The sequence below is a fragment of the Heliomarina baculiformis genome (assembly GCF_019966545.1).
GTDB lineage: Bacteria > Pseudomonadota > Alphaproteobacteria > Rhodobacterales > Rhodobacteraceae > Heliomarina > Heliomarina baculiformis.
Map to the genome: position 1 here is coordinate 539,507 of NZ_JAIMIC010000003.1, position 15,787 is coordinate 555,293.

A 15,787-nucleotide genomic window follows, 5' to 3' on the forward strand; every position below is an offset into this window, starting at 1 on the left:
GCGGCGCACCCCCAGCGCCAAAATTGCGGCCCCGGCTCGCCCAACACGGGCCGGGACTTTGCTCTTGGCGATTGGACTGTCGATACCGGTCTTTCTGATCCTGACCGCTATCGACTGGCTGCTCTAGTCGTTGAGTTGCACCAGCGCATGGCGTTTGCGCCCGGCGCTGATCTTGACGGGCGAGGCGAGGGCGCTCGCGTCGAGCATCATTCCGGCATCCGTCAACGGAGCATCGTCCAGACGGGCGCCGTTCTCGGCGATCAGGCGCTTGGCTTCCTTGCCCGACTTGGCGAGACCGGAGCGGACGATCACCTGCACGATGGAAATACCATCACCGATTTCCGCGCGGGTCAGGCCAAGCGTCGGAAGATCATCGCCGACGCCACCTTTTTCAAAGACTTCGCGGGCGGTGGCCTGAGCGGTCTGCGCTGCCTCGGCTCCGTGGCAAAGGGTCGTGACCTGATCCGCAAGGATGATCTTTGCCTCGTTGATCTCGGATCCAGCCAGGGCCCCCAGTCTTTCGCACTCATCCACCGGCATTTCGGTGTAGAGCTTGAGGAAGCGCCCGACGTCCGCATCGGTTGTATTGCGCCAGAATTGCCAGAACTCGTAGGGGCTGAGCATATCGGCATTCAGCCACATCGCACCTCCTTGGCTCTTGCCCATCTTGCGCCCGTCCGACGTGGTCAGCAGCGGTGACGTCAGTCCATAGATTTCGTGATCGAGCACCCGGCGGGTGAGGTCGATGCCGTTCACGATATTGCCCCACTGGTCCGACCCGCCCATCTGCAGGATGCAACCATAGCGGCGGTTAAGCTCAAGAAAATCATAAGCTTGCAGGATCATGTAGTTGAATTCGAGGAAGGACAGCGACTGTTCGCGATCCAGCCGCGATTTCACCGACTCAAAAGACAGCATACGGTTCACCGAGAAATGGCGACCGATATCGCGCAGGAACTCGAGATAGTTCAGATCGTCGAGCCATTCGGCGTTGTTGAGCATGATGGCATCTGCCGAGCCTTCGCCATAGCTGAGGTACTTGGCAAAGACGTTTTTCATGCTGGCAATGTTGTCGTCGATCGCCTCGGGGGTGAGCAGGGGGCGTTCGTCCGAACGGAAAGACGGGTCGCCCACCTTAGTGGTGCCGCCGCCCATGAGGGTGATCGGCTTGTGCCCGGTCTTCTGGAACCAGCGCAGCATCATGATGTTGAGCAGATGCCCCACATGCAACGACTTGGCGGTCGCGTCATAACCGATATAGGCAGGCTGACCAGGCACCATCAAAGCCTCGTCGAGACCCTGATAATCGGTGCAATCGGCGAGATAGCCACGTTCCATCATGATGGCGATGAAATCCGATTTGGGGTGGTAGGTCATGTCTTGCCTCCGGTTTCAATTCAGGGTGAGTGTATAGGGGGCTGGGCAGTGAAGGAAAAGGCCATGAATTCGGCCATTCGGCAGGGCGGCGTGCTTCGGGCGCTGGGGGCGATGAGCGGCACATCGCTAGACGGTGTGGATGCGGCAATAGTAGAGACAGACGGGCATCGGATCACCGGTTTCGGAGAGCATGGGTATCGCGGCTATTCGAGCGATGAACGCAGGATTTTGCGGGCCGGGCTGGGTGTCTGGACCGGTGAGCCAGTGGAGCTTGCCGGTGACGTGGTTGATGTCGCGCATTACGAATTGCTGAGCGGTTTTAAGGACGTGGACATCGTCGGGTTTCATGGCCAGACGCTTGCCCATGAGCCGCGCGGACGGGGAACTTTGCAGGTGGGGGACGGCGCCGGTCTTGCGGAGGCGCTGAACCGACCCGTTGTCTGGGACTTTCGCAGTGATGATGTGCGGATGGGCGGCGAAGGCGCCCCGCTTGCGCCGTTTTTTCATTTTGCCTGTGCCAAGTGGATCGGCGCAAAGGAGCCTTTGTGTTTCCTGAACCTTGGCGGGGTTGGAAACCTCACCTATGTCGATCCGGGTTTCGTCCGGCCGGAGGAGGTCGGGGCGCTCTTGGCCTTTGATACGGGGCCAGCGAATGCGCCCGTCAACGACTTGCTGCAGGCCCGCCTCGGGCTTGAGATGGACCGGGACGGCGAGATCGCCCGCGGAGGGGACGTGGAAGAGGGTGCTTTGGAATTGTTCCTGGCCGAGCCGTATTTCGCCCGTATGCCTCCAAAATCGCTGGATCGGAACGATTTCGCCGAGATGATCAAGCTGGTTGGTGAGCTGGGAGATTCGGATGCCGCGGCAACCCTGACCGGCATGGCGGCTGCAGCCGTGGTTCAGGGCCTTGAACACTGCCCACGTCCGCCTGCGCGTGTCCTTGTCACGGGGGGAGGGCGGCTTAATCCGGTGCTTATGGAAATGCTGCGGGTCGGGCTCGACTGTCCGGTGGACCCAGTCGAGGAGGTGGGCTTAGATGGCGACATGCTTGAGGCGCAGGCTTTTGCCTATCTCGCGGTGCGTGTCGCAAGGGGCTTGCCGACATCCTGCCCCGGAACCACAGGCGTGCGGGCACTGGTCGGGGGCGGCGTCGTATCTTTTCCGGGCGCATAGGTCGAAGGAGTCTTTTGCTCAGGCGTTGGACACCCATATTGGCGTGACATAACCACCCTTTAGGCGGGCAGGTCGCGTCGCTCTTTGGATATTTTTTGACCCAAAGAAGAGGGATGCGGCGTCTAACTGCGGGGAATATCCAATTCGGGTTCGGCGAGCGTGAAGCCGGCAAAGTCGAAGCCGGGGCTGACCGTACAGCTGACGAGCGTGAAATCGCCGGTGCTGCGTGCGGCCTGCCAATGATGTTCCGGCACTATCAGCTGTGGCTCGCCCTCGCTTAGATCGGGGGTCAGGAGGTGGTCGATCGCCGGGCCGGTTTGCTTTTCGGCGATAGAAAGGACCAATGGCGCACCTGAATGATAGAGCCAGATCTCGGTGGCATCCACCTTGTGCCAGTGGCTAGCCTCGCCTGATTTGAGCAGGAAATAGATGCAGGTACCGGTTGGCCTTCCGTCATTACCGGCGATCCAGGTCTGGCGATAATGTCCGCCTTCGGGATGGGGCGAGAGGTTCAGTCGGGTGATGATCTGATCAGCTGTCATGGCGCAAGGATAGGGGCTGGTTTGGCGGTGCGCTATGGTATTCTTGCGCGATGCACTTATGTTTGCGGGCATGAGCATGCAGATATCTTTCGACAACAGTTTCGCTCGCCTGACAGGCGGTTTCTACGCGCGGCAGGATCCCGTGCCGGTGCGGGAACCGAAGCTGGTGGCTTACAACAGTGACTTGGCGCGGGTTCTGGGGCTTCCGGAAAAGGAGCTGCCGGAATTCGCGGAGATTTTTGCCGGAAACCGGGTGCCGGACGGCGCGGAACCTTTGGCCCAGCTCTATTCCGGTCATCAATTCGGGCAGTATAACCCTCAGCTTGGCGATGGCCGCGCGATACTGCTGGGCGAAGTTGTCGGTGAAGATGGCATACGACGGGATATCCAACTTAAAGGGGCGGGTCGCACCGCGTTCAGTCGCATGGGCGACGGCAGGGCATGGCTTGGTCCGGTTCTGCGCGAATACGTGGTTTCCGAAGCGATGCACGCCCTTGGCATTCCGACGACACGGGCCTTGGCCGCAGTTGAGACCGGAGAGGTTGTTCTGCGCGACGGGATGCTGCCAGGCGCGGTTCTGACCCGGGTTGCCAAGAGCCATCTGCGTGTCGGAAGCTTTCAGGTTTATGCTGCGCGCGGAGAGACAGAGAACCTCAAGACGCTTACGCAATATGCGATTGACCGGCATTATCCCGAAGCGGAAGGACCCATGGGGCTGTTGCGTGCGGTGCGCGATGCGCAGGCGCGGCTTATCCCGGCCTGGATGGCCGTGGGTTTCATCCATGGGGTGATGAACACGGATAATGCGTCGATCGCCGGGGAAACCATCGACTATGGCCCGTGCGCCTTTATGGACGTGTACCATCCGAATACGGTTTTCAGTTCCATCGACCAGATGGGGCGCTATGCCTATGCGAACCAGCCCGATATCGCGGTCTGGAACCTTGCCCAGCTTGCAACGGCCCTGATCCAGCAGATGGAGGATCGCGAGGCGGCGGTGGAAGAGGCGACCGAAATTGTTCACGCCATGCCGGAATTGATGCGACAGGAATGGCTGCGGCGGTTTGCAGCCAAGCTGGGCATCAGCGATGTTCGCGAGGAAGATGCTGCGCTGGTCGCGGATCTGTTGACCCGGATGGCGCATCAGCAGGCGGATTTCACCAATACCTTCCGTTCGCTTGGAACAGACAAGGCGCGTGACCAGTTCACCGACCCGGGTGCTTTCGATCAGTGGGCCGACGGGTGGAAGGCGCGGTTGGAGTGTGAGCCGGACCCCGAGGCGCTTATGCGCGCGTCCAATCCTGCCTTTATTCCCCGTAACCACCGTGTTGAGCAGATGATCGAGGCGGCTGTGAAAGGCGATTACGCGCCGTTTCACCGGCTGAACTCGGTGCTGTCTAATCCGTATGAGGATCAACCCGATCATGCGGATCTGCGCCGTGTGCCGACGCCCGAGGAGGTCGTTCCCGCGACCTTCTGCGGGACCTAGCGGCGGTTAATCAGGAATATCCCTGCGGCAACAAGGACGAGTGCGACGAACACGGCTGGCCCGATCCTTTCGCCAAGGATGAGCCATCCGAAGAGCACCGCGAGAACCGGCGACAGGAAACTGAAAGAGGCGACGGCACTGGCGCGATAGATGGTGAGCAACCAGAACCACACAAGGAAGCCAAGGCTTGCCACGCAGATCGCCTGAAATGCCAGACCGGCCCAGTGGATGGGCTGGGGATCGCGCAGGAATTCTCCATAGAACGGTGCGGCCAGCAGCAGGATCGGCGCGGATATAGCCACCTGAAACAGCAATTGCGTGGCCGGCGGAACATGTACCAGCGGGGTCATGCGCACGACAAGCGGTATACTGGCCCAGATAAAGGACGCCATAAGTGCCAGAATATCTCCGAGGAGTGACGCCTGACCGTTGGAGCGGTCGGAGAGCGCCAGAACGACACCGGTGACTGCGAGGGCCATGCCGAGAATGCGAAGACCGCTTAGCTTTTCGCCGGGAAGGGCGAAATGGCTCACGAGGGCCAGCCAGACCGGCATTGTGTAGAAGATGATCGACGAGCGCGAAACGGTGGTATGATCGAGGGCGGTGAACAAGCAGAGGAATTCAAGCGCGAATAACCCGCCAGAGATGATACCCCAGGTCCAGGCTGAGCGCGGGATGTGTAGCGAGGTGCCGCGCCATTTCATCCAGATCAAGAGCACAATCGCCGCGCCGACCGAGCGCAGCCCTGCCTGGAAAGCAGGGGCAAAACCTCCGCCGGTGATCTTGATGACGACCTGGTTGAATGCGAGGAGTGTCGCGAACCCGATCAGGGCCGCTGCCCCGAATCCGTCAATGGCACGCTTTTCTTCCATGCGGCCAAAGGAGCCGTAGCCCCGAACCAAGTCAAGCGCCGAATGTCTGGGGCTTGGGTCTACCGGGGTTGGTGGGATTCTCGTTGTGAACCAAGGGAGTGGCGACTCTGACTGGCAGGGAACTTTTGCCAATCAGAGAGAGCACCTTGCCGACGTGTCTCTACGTCGCCAAGATTGATGGTTCAGGCTGCGGCGCGGTTGTTGCTGGCGGGCCGACGGCGACGGCGCGACTGGCTTTTGCCGGGGGCGTTACCCCCTCCGCCATTGCCGCCGCCATTATTGCCACTGCCACCGCTGCGACGACGCTGACCACGGCCTTTGCCCTTGGGCTTATCCGGCGCTTCCATGGGCGACCAGGGACGACCCGAAGCGACGGGGATGCTGATCCCCATGGTTTTCTGGATCGCCTTCAATTCGTCCATCTCATCCGGTGCGCAGAATGCAACGGCGGCACCGTCTTTGCCCGCGCGCGCGGTGCGTCCGATCCGGTGCACGTAGTTGTCCGGTACGTTGGGAAGGTCGTAGTTGTAGACGTGTTTGACGTCCGGGATATCCAGACCGCGGGCGGCAACGTCTGTCGCGACCAGAACCCGGACATCACCGGATTTGAAAGCCGCGATGGCCCGGTCGCGCTGACCCTGACTCTTGTTGCCGTGGATCGACATGGCGGCAAAGCCACGTTTTTCCAGCGTTTTCATCAGCTTTTCCGACCCATGCTTCGTGCGCCCGAATACGAGGGCGCGTTCCTCGCGATGCTTGTCGAGCAGTTCGATCAGCAGGTTGGTCTTTTCCGCTTTGGCGATAAAATGCACTTCTTGCGTGACCTTGTCGGCGGCCTTGCCCGGGGGGGTGACTTCGACCCGGATCGGGCTTTTCAGATAGCTCTGCGCCAATTCGTTCATCTGCTTGGGCATGGTGGCCGAAAACAGCATGGTCTGACGTTCTTCGGGCAGCAGCGCCGCGATCTTGCGCAGGGCATGGATAAAGCCGAGGTCAAGCATCTGGTCCGCTTCGTCCAGAACGAGGAAGGTGCAGGTCTGCAGCTCGACAGCGCGGCGGTCGAGTAGGTCGAGCAGACGGCCCGGCGTCGCCACCAAGAGGTCGGTGCCGCGTTCAAGGCGCTTCATCTGCGCATTTATCGACTGGCCGCCGACGACAACGCCAACTTTCAGAGGCGTATTTTCGGTCAGACCGCGCAGGTGTGTGGCGATCTGGGTAGCCAGTTCGCGAGTCGGTGCGAGGACGAGACCACGCACGGTGTATTTCTCCGGCTTCTTGCCGAATTCCAGCATCTGTTTGACGATGGGCACGCCAAAGGCGGCGGTTTTGCCGGTGCCGGTCTGGGCCAGACCAAGAACATCGCGCCCGTTCAGGGCGTGGGGGATGGCCTGTTTCTGGATCGGGGTCGGCTCGGTGATGCCCATCTCTGCAAGGCGGGCAACCAGCTTGGCCGGCAGATCCATCATATCAAAATCGCTCAAGTCATATCCTTTCGGTACGACGACGCCCTTGCGCCACACGCACCTGTTTCGCCACCGTACAGGTGGCCGTTGGGGACGCCTTTCCTCGGGCCGCCGGGCAGAATGCCGCAGACAGGCCGGATTGGCGCTTTGGCCCCACGCGTGATTTTGGGAACACGGTTTAATCGCTGTCTTGGTCAGAGGCCCATTCAGGGCAGCAGGGGCATATGGCCCATGCGTCTGCTCACGCGGCAGAAGACGGCGGTTGAAGCGCAAATGGACCTTCGCTCCCTTAAAGTCAACCTTTGCAGAGGCAGAAAACCCGGTGGATCGAAACCGTTGCATTGGGTACACCATAGTTCAGGACAGAAGACGGGAACTGCCATGACGCAGACAATCATCGACCGTTGCGAGGCCAAGGGCCTTCGTATAACGGGCCAGCGCCGCGTGATTGCCCAGGTGCTGGAGGACAGCAGCGATCACCCCGATGTCGAAGAACTTTACGCGCGGGCCAGTGCGGTCGACAGCGGCATATCGCTGGCAACGGTCTATCGTACGGTCAAGTTGTTCGAGGAATCCGGCATTCTGGAGCGTCTGGAATTTGGCGATGGCCGCGCCCGCTACGAGGACGCGACACGCGAACACCACGACCATCTTATCGACGTTCAGACCGGTGACGTGATCGAATTCGTCGACCCCGAAATCGAAGCCCTGCAGGAAAAAATCGCCGCCAAACTTGGCTATGATCTGCGCGGGCATCGGCTTGAATTGTACGGGGTGCGTCGCAAGAAATCCTGATCCCGATCCGCCTAGGGTTGCCGCCCAAGCATTAGCGGGATCAGTCCGATCAGGATGACCAACCGCATGATATGACAGGCCGCGACAAAACCCGGATCCGCCTTGAGTACGGCGCCCAATGCGATCATGGTTTCAAGCCCGCCGGGCGCGAAAGCAACCAACACATGGGCGACCGGCATACCCAGCATGTACGCGACCGGAGCGGCGGTCAGCACGGCCACGATGGCCGCGATCACCGTTATCGTCACCCCGGCTAGAAGAGCGCCTTTAGCGTCCGCGCGCGTCATCCCGGAAAACCGTGTACCAATCACCGTGCCAAGCGTCATGAAAGCCGGGGTCAAAATCCAGGACGGCACACCCCCGTCGATCTGCGCGGTCACATGGGTAAGACCGGAGACAGCCATGCATCCCATCAAGAGCGGGGCAGGCACCTTCAGCCTTTGGAAAACCAGCCCGACGGCTACGCCCCCCGCTGATAGTACCACAAGTTCCCATAGCATCATAGGCGGCCCTCCCATCGCGCCGATATTGCGCAGGGGGTATCCCATCGCCTGCGCCACGAAGGGAACTATGAGCGTCAGCGCAAGCAGTCGCGTGCTTTGTGCAAGAGCGATTTTGCCGATATCCGTGCCGGTCGTTTCGGCAAGGCTCATCACGAAGCTCAGGTGACCGGGCGCGGCGGCGAGCACAGCGGACCGGTGATCGAATCCAAAGATGCGGGTAAGTGTTATTCGTGAGATCAACATCGTAGCGAAAAGCCCGGCCGCCAGTGTCACAAAGGCCAAGGGCCAGTGGAGAATCGCGGCGCTTGCGTTGGGGTCGAACCCGGCTCCGATACCGACACCAAGCAGCACGAAACAGACGTTGCGGATACGATCGTCGACATGAACGCGGACGCCGGCAATGCCGACAATACTCACCAGCAGCGCGGGCCCGACGATGATCGGCGCGGGCATGGAAAGCAACCATGCCAGACCCGCCCCGATGGCGCCGATACCCAGCGAAAAAAGAGACACCCGTAACGGCGGCGGAACTGAATTTGGCTGCATGATCCGGGCTTTACCACCCGGTATAGCGGCCTGCAATTCAAAGCGCTTGCAAGGTGTCCGGCTTTCGTGCAGGGCGATGAAGGAACTGGCACAGAGAAGGTAGAGATCATGGACAATCTGCGTGGAGCGGTGCTCATGACGGTTGCCATGTTCCTGTTCGCGCTTGAAGACATGTTCATCAAACTCATGGCTGGCGCGATGCCGACCTGGCAGATCGTCCTGTCGCTTGGGCTGGGCGGATCGGCGATCTACGCGGTGCTGATCCTTTTGCGCGGTCAGTCCCTGTTCACGCGCGGATACCTTTCTTTTCCGGTGTTCATGCGGTGCCTCGGCGAACTGATCGGCACCACCGGGTTCGTCACGGCGCTTGCCTATACACCGATCTCTTCGGCCTCGGCGATCCTGCAGGCGACACCGCTTGCGGTGACGCTGGCCGCGGCAGTCTTTATGCGGGAACCCGTCGGTTGGCGGCGATGGAGCGCGATTTTCATTGGTTTCCTCGGTGTCCTGCTGGTTGTGCGACCGGGCATGGAAGGGTTTAACGCGCTGTCGCTATTTGCCGTGATCGGTGTGATTGGTCTTGCGCTGCGGGACATTTCGACAAGGGGCGTTCATGGTCAGGTTTCCACCTACCAGCTCAGTTTTCTGGCCTTTCTGACGTTGATCCCGACATCTCTGATACTTGGTTTTGTCACGCAAGATACGCCTGTGGTGCCGGACAAGATGCTTTGGGCTCTGATCGTCGGTTCAATCGTGTTCGCGGCGCTGTCTTATTACGCGATCGTGGCGGCAATGCGGATCGGTGAGGTGTCCTTTGTGACGCCATTTCGCTACTCGCGAATGCTATTCGCGCTTCTCGTCGGTTTCTTTGTGTTCGGCGAACGTCCTGACGGGCTGATGCTTTTGGGGGCGGCGATCATCGTAGCATCGGGCATCTATACTGTTCTTCGCGAACGCAAATTGCGCATTCGGGCGTGACGGGTCTTTTCCTGCGGGCCAGCGCCCGGTAAGACGCAGTAAAGTTTTTCAGACAGGGTTAGATTTGCCATGAGCACCATCATCGACATTCACGCGCGCGAGATCCTCGACAGCCGCGGGAATCCCACGGTCGAGGTCGACGTGATCCTTGAGGACGGCACGATGGGCCGTGCCGCTGTGCCCTCCGGCGCCTCCACCGGCGCATACGAGGCCGTCGAAAAGCGCGATGGCGACAAGGCCCGGTACATGGGCAAGGGTGTGCTCGAGGCCGTCGCCGCGGTTAACGGTGAGATTTCCGATCTCCTTATCGGCTTCGATGCGACCGAACAGGAAGGCATCGATGCGGCGATGATCGAGTTGGACGGCACCGATAACAAGGGCCGTCTGGGCGCAAATGCTATTCTTGGTGTTTCGCTGGCTACGGCCAAGGCAGCAGCGGATTTCACCGCACAGCCGCTGTTCCGCTATGTTGGCGGCACCTCGGCGCGGATGCTGCCGGTGCCGATGATGAATATCATCAATGGCGGTGAGCATGCGGACAACCCAATCGACATCCAGGAATTCATGATCATGCCGGTCGCGGCAGAAAATATCCGTGATGCGGTGCGTATGGGTTCTGAAGTGTTCCATACCTTGAAAAAGGAACTTTCGAGCGCTGGCATGTCGACCGGTCTGGGCGATGAGGGCGGATTTGCACCAGAACTCGGCTCGACTCGCGAGGCGCTGGATTTCATCCTGAAATCCATCGAGAAGGCCGGTTACAAGCCGGGTGAGGATATCTACCTCGCGCTCGATTGCGCGGCGACGGAATACTTCAAGGATGGCAATTACGTCTTTGCTGGAGAAGGCAAAACGCTTAGCCCGGATGAGAACGTCGCCTATCTGCAGGCGTTGGTAAACGACTATCCGATCGTCTCGATCGAAGACGGGATGAGCGAAGATGACTGGGACGGCTGGAAAGCTCTGACCGACGCTCTCGGTGACAAGGTTCAGCTTGTCGGGGACGACCTGTTCGTGACCAATCCGGCTCGTCTGGCGGAAGGCATTGCCAAGGGATGCGCGAACTCCATGCTGGTTAAGGTGAACCAGATCGGCACGCTCTCGGAAACGCTCAAGGCTGTCGATATGGCGCACCGCGCACGTTATACGAACGTTATGAGCCACCGGTCGGGCGAAACCGAAGACGCTACAATTGCCGATCTCGCGGTGGCGACAAATTGCGGTCAGATCAAGACCGGTTCGCTTGCCCGCTCCGACCGGCTTGCCAAGTACAACCAGCTGATCCGCATCGAAGAGGCGCTTGGCGAGACGGCGGAATACGCTGGCGCAAGCATACTCAAGGGCTGATGTAGAATGAAAAGAAAAACCCCACGGTTTCAAAGCCGTGGGGTTTTTGTTGCGGTGTCTGATTAAGAGCAGGGCGCCGTGTAGTAGGTACCGTCGCCGCGTGCATATGCGCAGCTTTGCGCTGCAGAGTTCTGTGCGACAACTGTACCGGCAGCGGCTCCGCCGAGTGCAGCAATCAGTTTCCAGTCATCGTCGGCTTTGAGTGCATCCGCTGCGATCAAACCGGCCGCAGCACCGCCAGCGACGCCTGCGACTGTGCGCTGATCATCTGTGAGTTGCATGTCGCCACAAGCCGATACCAGCAGGGATGTCGCGCCCAATGCGCCAATGATCCACGATTTCATATTGGAGACTCCTTGTCCTTTGTCTTTGGTCCGGCAATTGCCAGACCCTTTTAGCCAAGCGTTATCCTTGGCCGGCACGCATTAACGCGAAGGCCCGTCATGTGTTCCTGAAAAGTATTGATGGAACTCTTCTGCCAGCAAGAATTTGCTGACATCGGTCGGTAGCGCGCCGCTTTAGGACCGCAACCGCTTGGACATTATCACATAGCTTTCGCGTGGGCGAAAACCGATGCGTTCGTACAGTTTGATCGCGCGGGTATTGTCGCGATCAACTTCGAGATGGATCGTGTTCAATCCGGCTTCGGCCAGTTTGGCGGGCAGTGTTTGCATGACCTCACTGGCGATCCCACGACCACGGACGGCTGGCCTCAGGTATATCTCGTCGATGAACCCGTCGAGGCCACCGTATTCAACTGACCAGGTGAAGGTCAGAACGATATAGCCAATCGGTGCCCGCGCTGGCCCGATCAGATAGGCTACCCCGTGCGGAATACCCTCCAGCAGGGGAAGCAGCCCGCTCTGTCTTTGATCGGGCGATAGTTCGATCCCTTCCTCTTGGTGGAAGGCGGCGACCAAGGCGTCGAGCCGGTCGAAATCCTCAGGCTTGGCAAGGTGAATAGCGGTCACAATCGGGCCAGCCTTTCGGTCAGGAGGGCAAAGAAACCCTCCGCATCGATGTCGCCGATAAAGGTCGCATTCGGCTTGCGGTCGGTCACCACCCACCAGTCGGCGACGGTCATGCCGAGCGTCAGTTCCGAGGTGGTTTCAATTTCGACATTGATGTGCCGGCCGCTGAAAAGCTCAGGCTTCAAGAGATATGCCGTTACGCAGGGATCATGCAGAGGGGCCCCGGCCGAGCCGTATTTTTCCTTGTCGAACCGTTCGAAGAAATCCGTCATCTCGGCAACAGCGACGCCGACCGGGGTGCCAAGTGCCCGGAAAGCGTCATTCCGTTCCTTGGTGACCAACGCCTTATGCGTGACATCAAGCGGCATGACCGTGATCTTGATACCGGATTTAAACACGATGTCAGCGGCTTCGGGGTCGACGTAAATGTTGAACTCGGCCGTGGGTGTGATGTTGCCGACCTCAAAATAGGCGCCGCCCATCAGAACGATTTCCTGCAACTTTTCCGCTATATCCGGGGCTTTTTGCAGCGCTGTCGCGATGTTTGTCAATGGCCCCAGCGGGCACAGAGTGACGGTCCCTGCCGGTTGTTCCCGCAGGGTTTCGATAATGAATTCGACGGCGTGTTCGGGCGCGATCTCCATGGTCGGTTCAGGAAGCTTTGGCCCGTCCAGCCCAGTCTTGCCATGCACATGTTCCGCAGTAACCAGATTGCGGCCCAGCGGCCTGTCGCAGCCCGCATAGACGCCGATATCCGTCCGCCCGGCGAGTTCGCAGACAATCCGCGCGTTGCGCGTGGTCAGGTCCAGAGGCACATTGCCCGCCACGGTCGTGAGACCGAGAACCTCGATCTCTTCCGGGCTCGACAAGGCAAGAAGGATGGCAACCGCATCGTCCTGCCCTGGGTCTGTGTCGATTATGATTTTTCTTGCGGGCATGACATTCTCCGGTTCTTGCGAGGCCGGACAGTGTCAATCCGGGTCCGTAATGTCCAGCCGCAAGCGGGCTAGGGTTTGGCCGGATAGCCGAAAGCTTCGAAATCCGCTTGGTAGAGGTCATGAATCGCAGCGATGCTGGCATCATCCAGATCTTTGGTCGTAGCCTTGCGCTTGGGGGAGGCATTTACATGCGGCAGCGCCGAGGAAAGCCCCGTGGCCGCGCGAACCTTCGGGAAATCGGCGGCTATTTCTTCGAGCGGCAGAATCAGTTTCACTGCAATTTCACCGTCGGCGTCGATAACGAAATCCCGCTGTGGCCGCACAAAGTGGAAGCGGCCCTTGTAGCCATGATTTTCCTGTTCGTAACTGCTTGCATAAGAAAACTGTTTGCGCAGCCAGATTTGCACGAAATCGGATAGGTGGTCGGCGAATTTCAGGTAGTTGAAAAGCGAGGTCACCCGCGCGAAGGGGTTCCGAACGACGGCAAAGCTGAAGTAACTCTCAAGCTGCTCTTCGGTGAGGTATCTGTAGCGCAGGTATTCGCGCAGCGTGAGGTGCCCGAGCAGGGGCGGGCCTAGTCGCGGGTCTTCATTGCGCCGCAATAAAAGGGGTGCCCGCGTTTCCCATGTCAGATCGAGATCGTGGAGAAAGGCCGTCTCGATGCTTTGACCGCCACATTTCGGAATGTGAACGAAAAGGGTCTTGTGATGATGAGAAATCAAGTTCCGACCTTACCGTTTCTCTTTAGCTTTTCTTCGGCTTTCACCTCATCCCAAAGCCGGTCCATTTCTGCCAGGTCGCTGTCCTGAGGCCGCTTGCCCGATTGGGCAAGCCGGTCCTCAATTGCCTGAAAACGTCTTGTGAATTTGGCATTGGTACGGCGCAGCGCGGCTTCTGGGTCGATCTTCAAGTGGCGGGCGAGATTGGCCATGACGAAGAGCAGGTCACCGAATTCTTCTTCTACATGGTCAGCGTCCAGGGTTTCGCGTGCTTCGACCAGCTCGCGGGTTTCCTCCAGCAGCTTGTCCAACACCTGTTCCGTCTCAGGCCAGTCAAATCCTACGCGTGCCGCCCGTTTCTGGAGTTTCACGGCCCGAAGAAGGGCGGGAAGGTTCGGGGCAACACCGTCCAACGCGCCCGTCTGCTTCTTGTCCTTGCGTTCTGCGGCCTTGATGCTTTCCCAGTCGCGAGTCTGCTGTTCTGCTGACTTCTCGCGGGATTCGTGTCCGAAAACATGGGGATGCCGCGCGACCATCTTGTCTGAGATATTGCGTACAACGGATTGGAAGGAAAAAAGATTTTCCTCCTCTCCCATCTGGGCGTGATACACGGTTTGCAGCAAGAGGTCCCCCAACTCGCCTTCAAGCTCAGACCAAGATTCGCGTTCGATGGCATCAGCGACTTCATAGGCTTCTTCGATCGTATATGGTGCGATCGAGCTGAAATCCTGCTCGATATCCCAGGGACAGCCGGTTTCCGGATCCCGCAGGCGCCGCATAATCTCAAGAAGCCGTTCTAACCCCGCGTCGCGGTCGTGAATCAGGGCGTCATCGGGCATTGCAGCGGCCTTTGGTTCAGTGTCAGATAGCATCGTCTGTGCCTACCCAAGGATTTGCATCGAATGCCCGTTGTCAACCGAATTGCCGAGTTTTCCAAGGATATGTCAGAGTGGCGAAAGCACCTGCATACAATCCCGGAGCTTGGCCAAGAATGTCACGAAACCGCGGATTTCGTCGCCGAGCGACTGAAGGAATTCGGCGTGGACGAGATTCACCGCGGTTTCGCGAAAACGGGTATCGTGGCGATTATAAACGGGCAGGGGAACGGTCCTACGATTGGTCTGCGTGCAGACATGGATGCTCTGCCGATTGTCGAGGCCACCGGGCTGGATTATGCCAGTCAGAAACCGGGCAAGATGCATGCCTGTGGCCATGATGGGCACACGACCATGCTGCTGGGCGCCGCGCGCTATCTCGCTGAAACGCGAAACTTTTCCGGTCGGGTCGCGCTGATTTTCCAGCCTGCCGAGGAAACCGGCGGTGGCGCCGAAGTCATGGTCGAAGAAGTAATCATGGACCGGTTCGAAATTTCCCAAGTGTACGCGTTGCATAATGCGCCGGGAACGGAAGCTGGCAGCTTTCGCACAACACCGGGGCCGATCATGGCCGCGGTTGATACGTTCCACATCAATATCAGGGGCGTAGGCGGACATGCGGCAATGCCGCATAACACCCGCGACCCGGTCATGGCGGCTGTATCGATCGCTCAGGCGATTCAAAGCATAGTAAGCCGTAATCATTTTGCTTTGGATGATCTGGTTGTGTCGCTCACACAGATTCATACAGGTTCCATAGACAACGTTATCCCCGATACAGCCTACCTGAACGGCACGGTGCGAAGCTTTCGGCCATCGGTTCAGGAGATGGTTATAGAGCGCATGGAGATGATCACGGCGGGTCAGGCTGCAAGCTACGGTGTGGATGCCGAACTGAACTATGTGAAAGGCTATCCTGCCACGGTGAATGATCCGGCCAAGACCGCATTCGCAGCAGAAATCGCCCGTGAGGTCGCTGGTGACGCCCGGGTTCAGGATAACGCGGAGCGCGAAATGGGCGCTGAAGATTTTGCCTTTATGCTGAATGAGCGACCGGGTGCCTACCTATTCATCGGTCAGGGGCATACCGCCGGGCTGCACCACCCGCAGTACAATTTCAACGATGAGATCGCGCCGGTCGGTGCATCCTTTTTCGCCCGGCTGGTGGAACGCGCCCAGCCGGCGGCCGCGAGGTAAGT

At 59.2% G+C, this 15,787-nt stretch carries 16 protein-coding genes; 6 read left to right on the forward strand and 10 right to left on the reverse strand.

Annotation, left to right across the window (positions count from 1 at the left end):
- Positions 1–123: 123 nt before the first annotated feature.
- Positions 124–1,377, reverse strand: a complete 1,254-nt coding sequence (gene tyrS / locus MF268_RS09665) for a tyrosine--tRNA ligase (RefSeq protein ID WP_238370651.1) — start codon at positions 1,375–1,377, stop codon at positions 124–126.
- 63 nt (positions 1,378–1,440) lie between these two features.
- On the opposite strand from tyrS, the gene MF268_RS09670 reads away from it, so the two are divergent.
- On the forward strand, positions 1,441–2,550 hold the full coding sequence (locus MF268_RS09670) for an anhydro-N-acetylmuramic acid kinase (protein ID WP_238370652.1): 1,110 nt from the start codon (positions 1,441–1,443) through the stop codon (positions 2,548–2,550).
- 122 nt (positions 2,551–2,672) lie between these two features.
- On the opposite strand, the gene MF268_RS09675 is transcribed toward MF268_RS09670, so the two are convergent.
- On the reverse strand, positions 2,673–3,092 hold the full coding sequence (locus tag MF268_RS09675; RefSeq protein WP_238370653.1) for a cupin domain-containing protein: 420 nt from the start codon (positions 3,090–3,092) through the stop codon (positions 2,673–2,675).
- Positions 3,093–3,162: 70 nt separating this feature from the next.
- Between MF268_RS09675 and MF268_RS09680 the strand changes: the two genes are divergently transcribed.
- Positions 3,163–4,581: a protein adenylyltransferase SelO gene (locus MF268_RS09680; RefSeq protein WP_238370654.1), complete on the forward strand. Its 1,419-nt coding sequence runs from the start codon at positions 3,163–3,165 to the stop codon at positions 4,579–4,581.
- Here the strand turns inward: MF268_RS09680 and MF268_RS09685 are convergent.
- Both MF268_RS09685 and MF268_RS09690 read right to left on the reverse strand, forming a co-directional pair.
- Positions 4,578–5,453 carry a DMT family transporter gene (locus MF268_RS09685; protein WP_238370707.1) on the reverse strand — a complete coding sequence of 292 codons (876 nt, stop codon included), beginning with the start codon at positions 5,451–5,453 and terminating at the stop codon, positions 4,578–4,580. The genes MF268_RS09680 and MF268_RS09685 overlap by 4 nt on opposite strands.
- Before the next feature lie 182 nt (positions 5,454–5,635).
- On the reverse strand, positions 5,636–6,934 hold the full coding sequence (locus MF268_RS09690) for a DEAD/DEAH box helicase (protein ID WP_238370655.1): 1,299 nt from the start codon (positions 6,932–6,934) through the stop codon (positions 5,636–5,638).
- 363 nt (positions 6,935–7,297) lie between these two features.
- On the opposite strand from MF268_RS09690, the gene MF268_RS09695 reads away from it, so the two are divergent.
- Positions 7,298–7,711, forward strand: coding sequence for a Fur family transcriptional regulator (locus tag MF268_RS09695; RefSeq protein WP_088632505.1), 414 nt, complete (start codon positions 7,298–7,300; stop codon positions 7,709–7,711).
- Between the two features lie 11 nt (positions 7,712–7,722).
- Here MF268_RS09695 and MF268_RS09700 read toward each other — a convergent pair whose 3' ends face one another.
- Positions 7,723–8,760, reverse strand: a complete 1,038-nt coding sequence (locus tag MF268_RS09700) for an AbrB family transcriptional regulator (RefSeq protein ID WP_238370656.1) — start codon at positions 8,758–8,760, stop codon at positions 7,723–7,725.
- Between the two features lie 108 nt (positions 8,761–8,868).
- On the opposite strand from MF268_RS09700, the gene MF268_RS09705 reads away from it, so the two are divergent.
- Together MF268_RS09705 and eno are read left to right on the forward strand one after the other, a co-directional pair.
- Positions 8,869–9,738, forward strand: coding sequence for a DMT family transporter (locus tag MF268_RS09705; protein WP_238370657.1), 870 nt, complete (start codon positions 8,869–8,871; stop codon positions 9,736–9,738).
- Positions 9,739–9,807: 69 nt separating this feature from the next.
- A complete protein-coding gene (gene eno, locus MF268_RS09710) occupies positions 9,808–11,085 on the forward strand; it encodes a phosphopyruvate hydratase (protein WP_238370658.1) in 1,278 nt (425 codons plus the stop codon).
- Between the two features lie 62 nt (positions 11,086–11,147).
- Here eno and MF268_RS09715 read toward each other — a convergent pair whose 3' ends face one another.
- The 5 genes from MF268_RS09715 to mazG all read right to left on the reverse strand — a co-directional run bounded on the left by MF268_RS09715 (position 11,148) and on the right by mazG (position 14,552).
- On the reverse strand, positions 11,148–11,429 hold the full coding sequence (locus tag MF268_RS09715; RefSeq protein ID WP_238370659.1) for a glucose-6-phosphate isomerase: 282 nt from the start codon (positions 11,427–11,429) through the stop codon (positions 11,148–11,150).
- A 174-nt stretch (positions 11,430–11,603) separates the two neighbouring features.
- Complete coding sequence (locus MF268_RS09720; protein WP_238370708.1) at positions 11,604–12,059, reverse strand: GNAT family N-acetyltransferase; 456 nt, start codon at positions 12,057–12,059, stop codon at positions 11,604–11,606.
- Complete coding sequence (locus tag MF268_RS09725) at positions 12,053–12,994, reverse strand: nucleoside hydrolase (RefSeq protein ID WP_238370660.1); 942 nt, start codon at positions 12,992–12,994, stop codon at positions 12,053–12,055. The genes MF268_RS09720 and MF268_RS09725 overlap by 7 nt, the downstream gene beginning before the upstream one ends.
- Before the next feature lie 68 nt (positions 12,995–13,062).
- Complete coding sequence (locus tag MF268_RS09730) at positions 13,063–13,716, reverse strand: sulfotransferase family 2 domain-containing protein (protein ID WP_238370661.1); 654 nt, start codon at positions 13,714–13,716, stop codon at positions 13,063–13,065.
- The gene (mazG, locus tag MF268_RS09735; RefSeq protein WP_238370662.1) at positions 13,713–14,552 is read right to left on the reverse strand and encodes a nucleoside triphosphate pyrophosphohydrolase; all 840 of its coding nucleotides are present in this window, start codon (positions 14,550–14,552) and stop codon (positions 13,713–13,715) included. Before mazG ends, MF268_RS09730 begins: the two co-directional genes overlap by 4 nt.
- A 63-nt stretch (positions 14,553–14,615) precedes the next feature.
- On the opposite strand from mazG, the gene MF268_RS09740 reads away from it, so the two are divergent.
- On the forward strand, positions 14,616–15,785 hold the full coding sequence (locus tag MF268_RS09740; RefSeq protein WP_238370663.1) for a M20 aminoacylase family protein: 1,170 nt from the start codon (positions 14,616–14,618) through the stop codon (positions 15,783–15,785).
- Positions 15,786–15,787: the final 2 nt, after the last annotated feature.

Coding starts and splice junctions, on each gene's coding strand:
- MF268_RS09700 (WP_238370656.1), bottom strand. CDS start 8,760: ATGCAGCCAAATTCAGTTCCGCCGCCGTTACGGGTGTCTCTTTTTTCG.
- MF268_RS09685 (WP_238370707.1), bottom strand. CDS start 5,453: ATGGAAGAAAAGCGTGCCATTGACGGATTCGGGGCAGCGGCCCTGATC.
- MF268_RS09705 (WP_238370657.1), top strand. CDS start 8,869: ATGGACAATCTGCGTGGAGCGGTGCTCATGACGGTTGCCATGTTCCTG.
- MF268_RS09675 (WP_238370653.1), bottom strand. CDS start 3,092: ATGACAGCTGATCAGATCATCACCCGACTGAACCTCTCGCCCCATCCC.
- eno (WP_238370658.1), top strand. CDS start 9,808: ATGAGCACCATCATCGACATTCACGCGCGCGAGATCCTCGACAGCCGC.
- MF268_RS09725 (WP_238370660.1), bottom strand. CDS start 12,994: ATGCCCGCAAGAAAAATCATAATCGACACAGACCCAGGGCAGGACGAT.
- MF268_RS09715 (WP_238370659.1), bottom strand. CDS start 11,429: ATGAAATCGTGGATCATTGGCGCATTGGGCGCGACATCCCTGCTGGTA.
- MF268_RS09670 (WP_238370652.1), top strand. CDS start 1,441: ATGAATTCGGCCATTCGGCAGGGCGGCGTGCTTCGGGCGCTGGGGGCG.
- MF268_RS09695 (WP_088632505.1), top strand. CDS start 7,298: ATGACGCAGACAATCATCGACCGTTGCGAGGCCAAGGGCCTTCGTATA.
- MF268_RS09680 (WP_238370654.1), top strand. CDS start 3,163: ATGAGCATGCAGATATCTTTCGACAACAGTTTCGCTCGCCTGACAGGC.
- mazG (WP_238370662.1), bottom strand. CDS start 14,552: ATGCCCGATGACGCCCTGATTCACGACCGCGACGCGGGGTTAGAACGG.
- MF268_RS09740 (WP_238370663.1), top strand. CDS start 14,616: ATGCCCGTTGTCAACCGAATTGCCGAGTTTTCCAAGGATATGTCAGAG.
- tyrS (WP_238370651.1), bottom strand. CDS start 1,377: ATGACCTACCACCCCAAATCGGATTTCATCGCCATCATGATGGAACGT.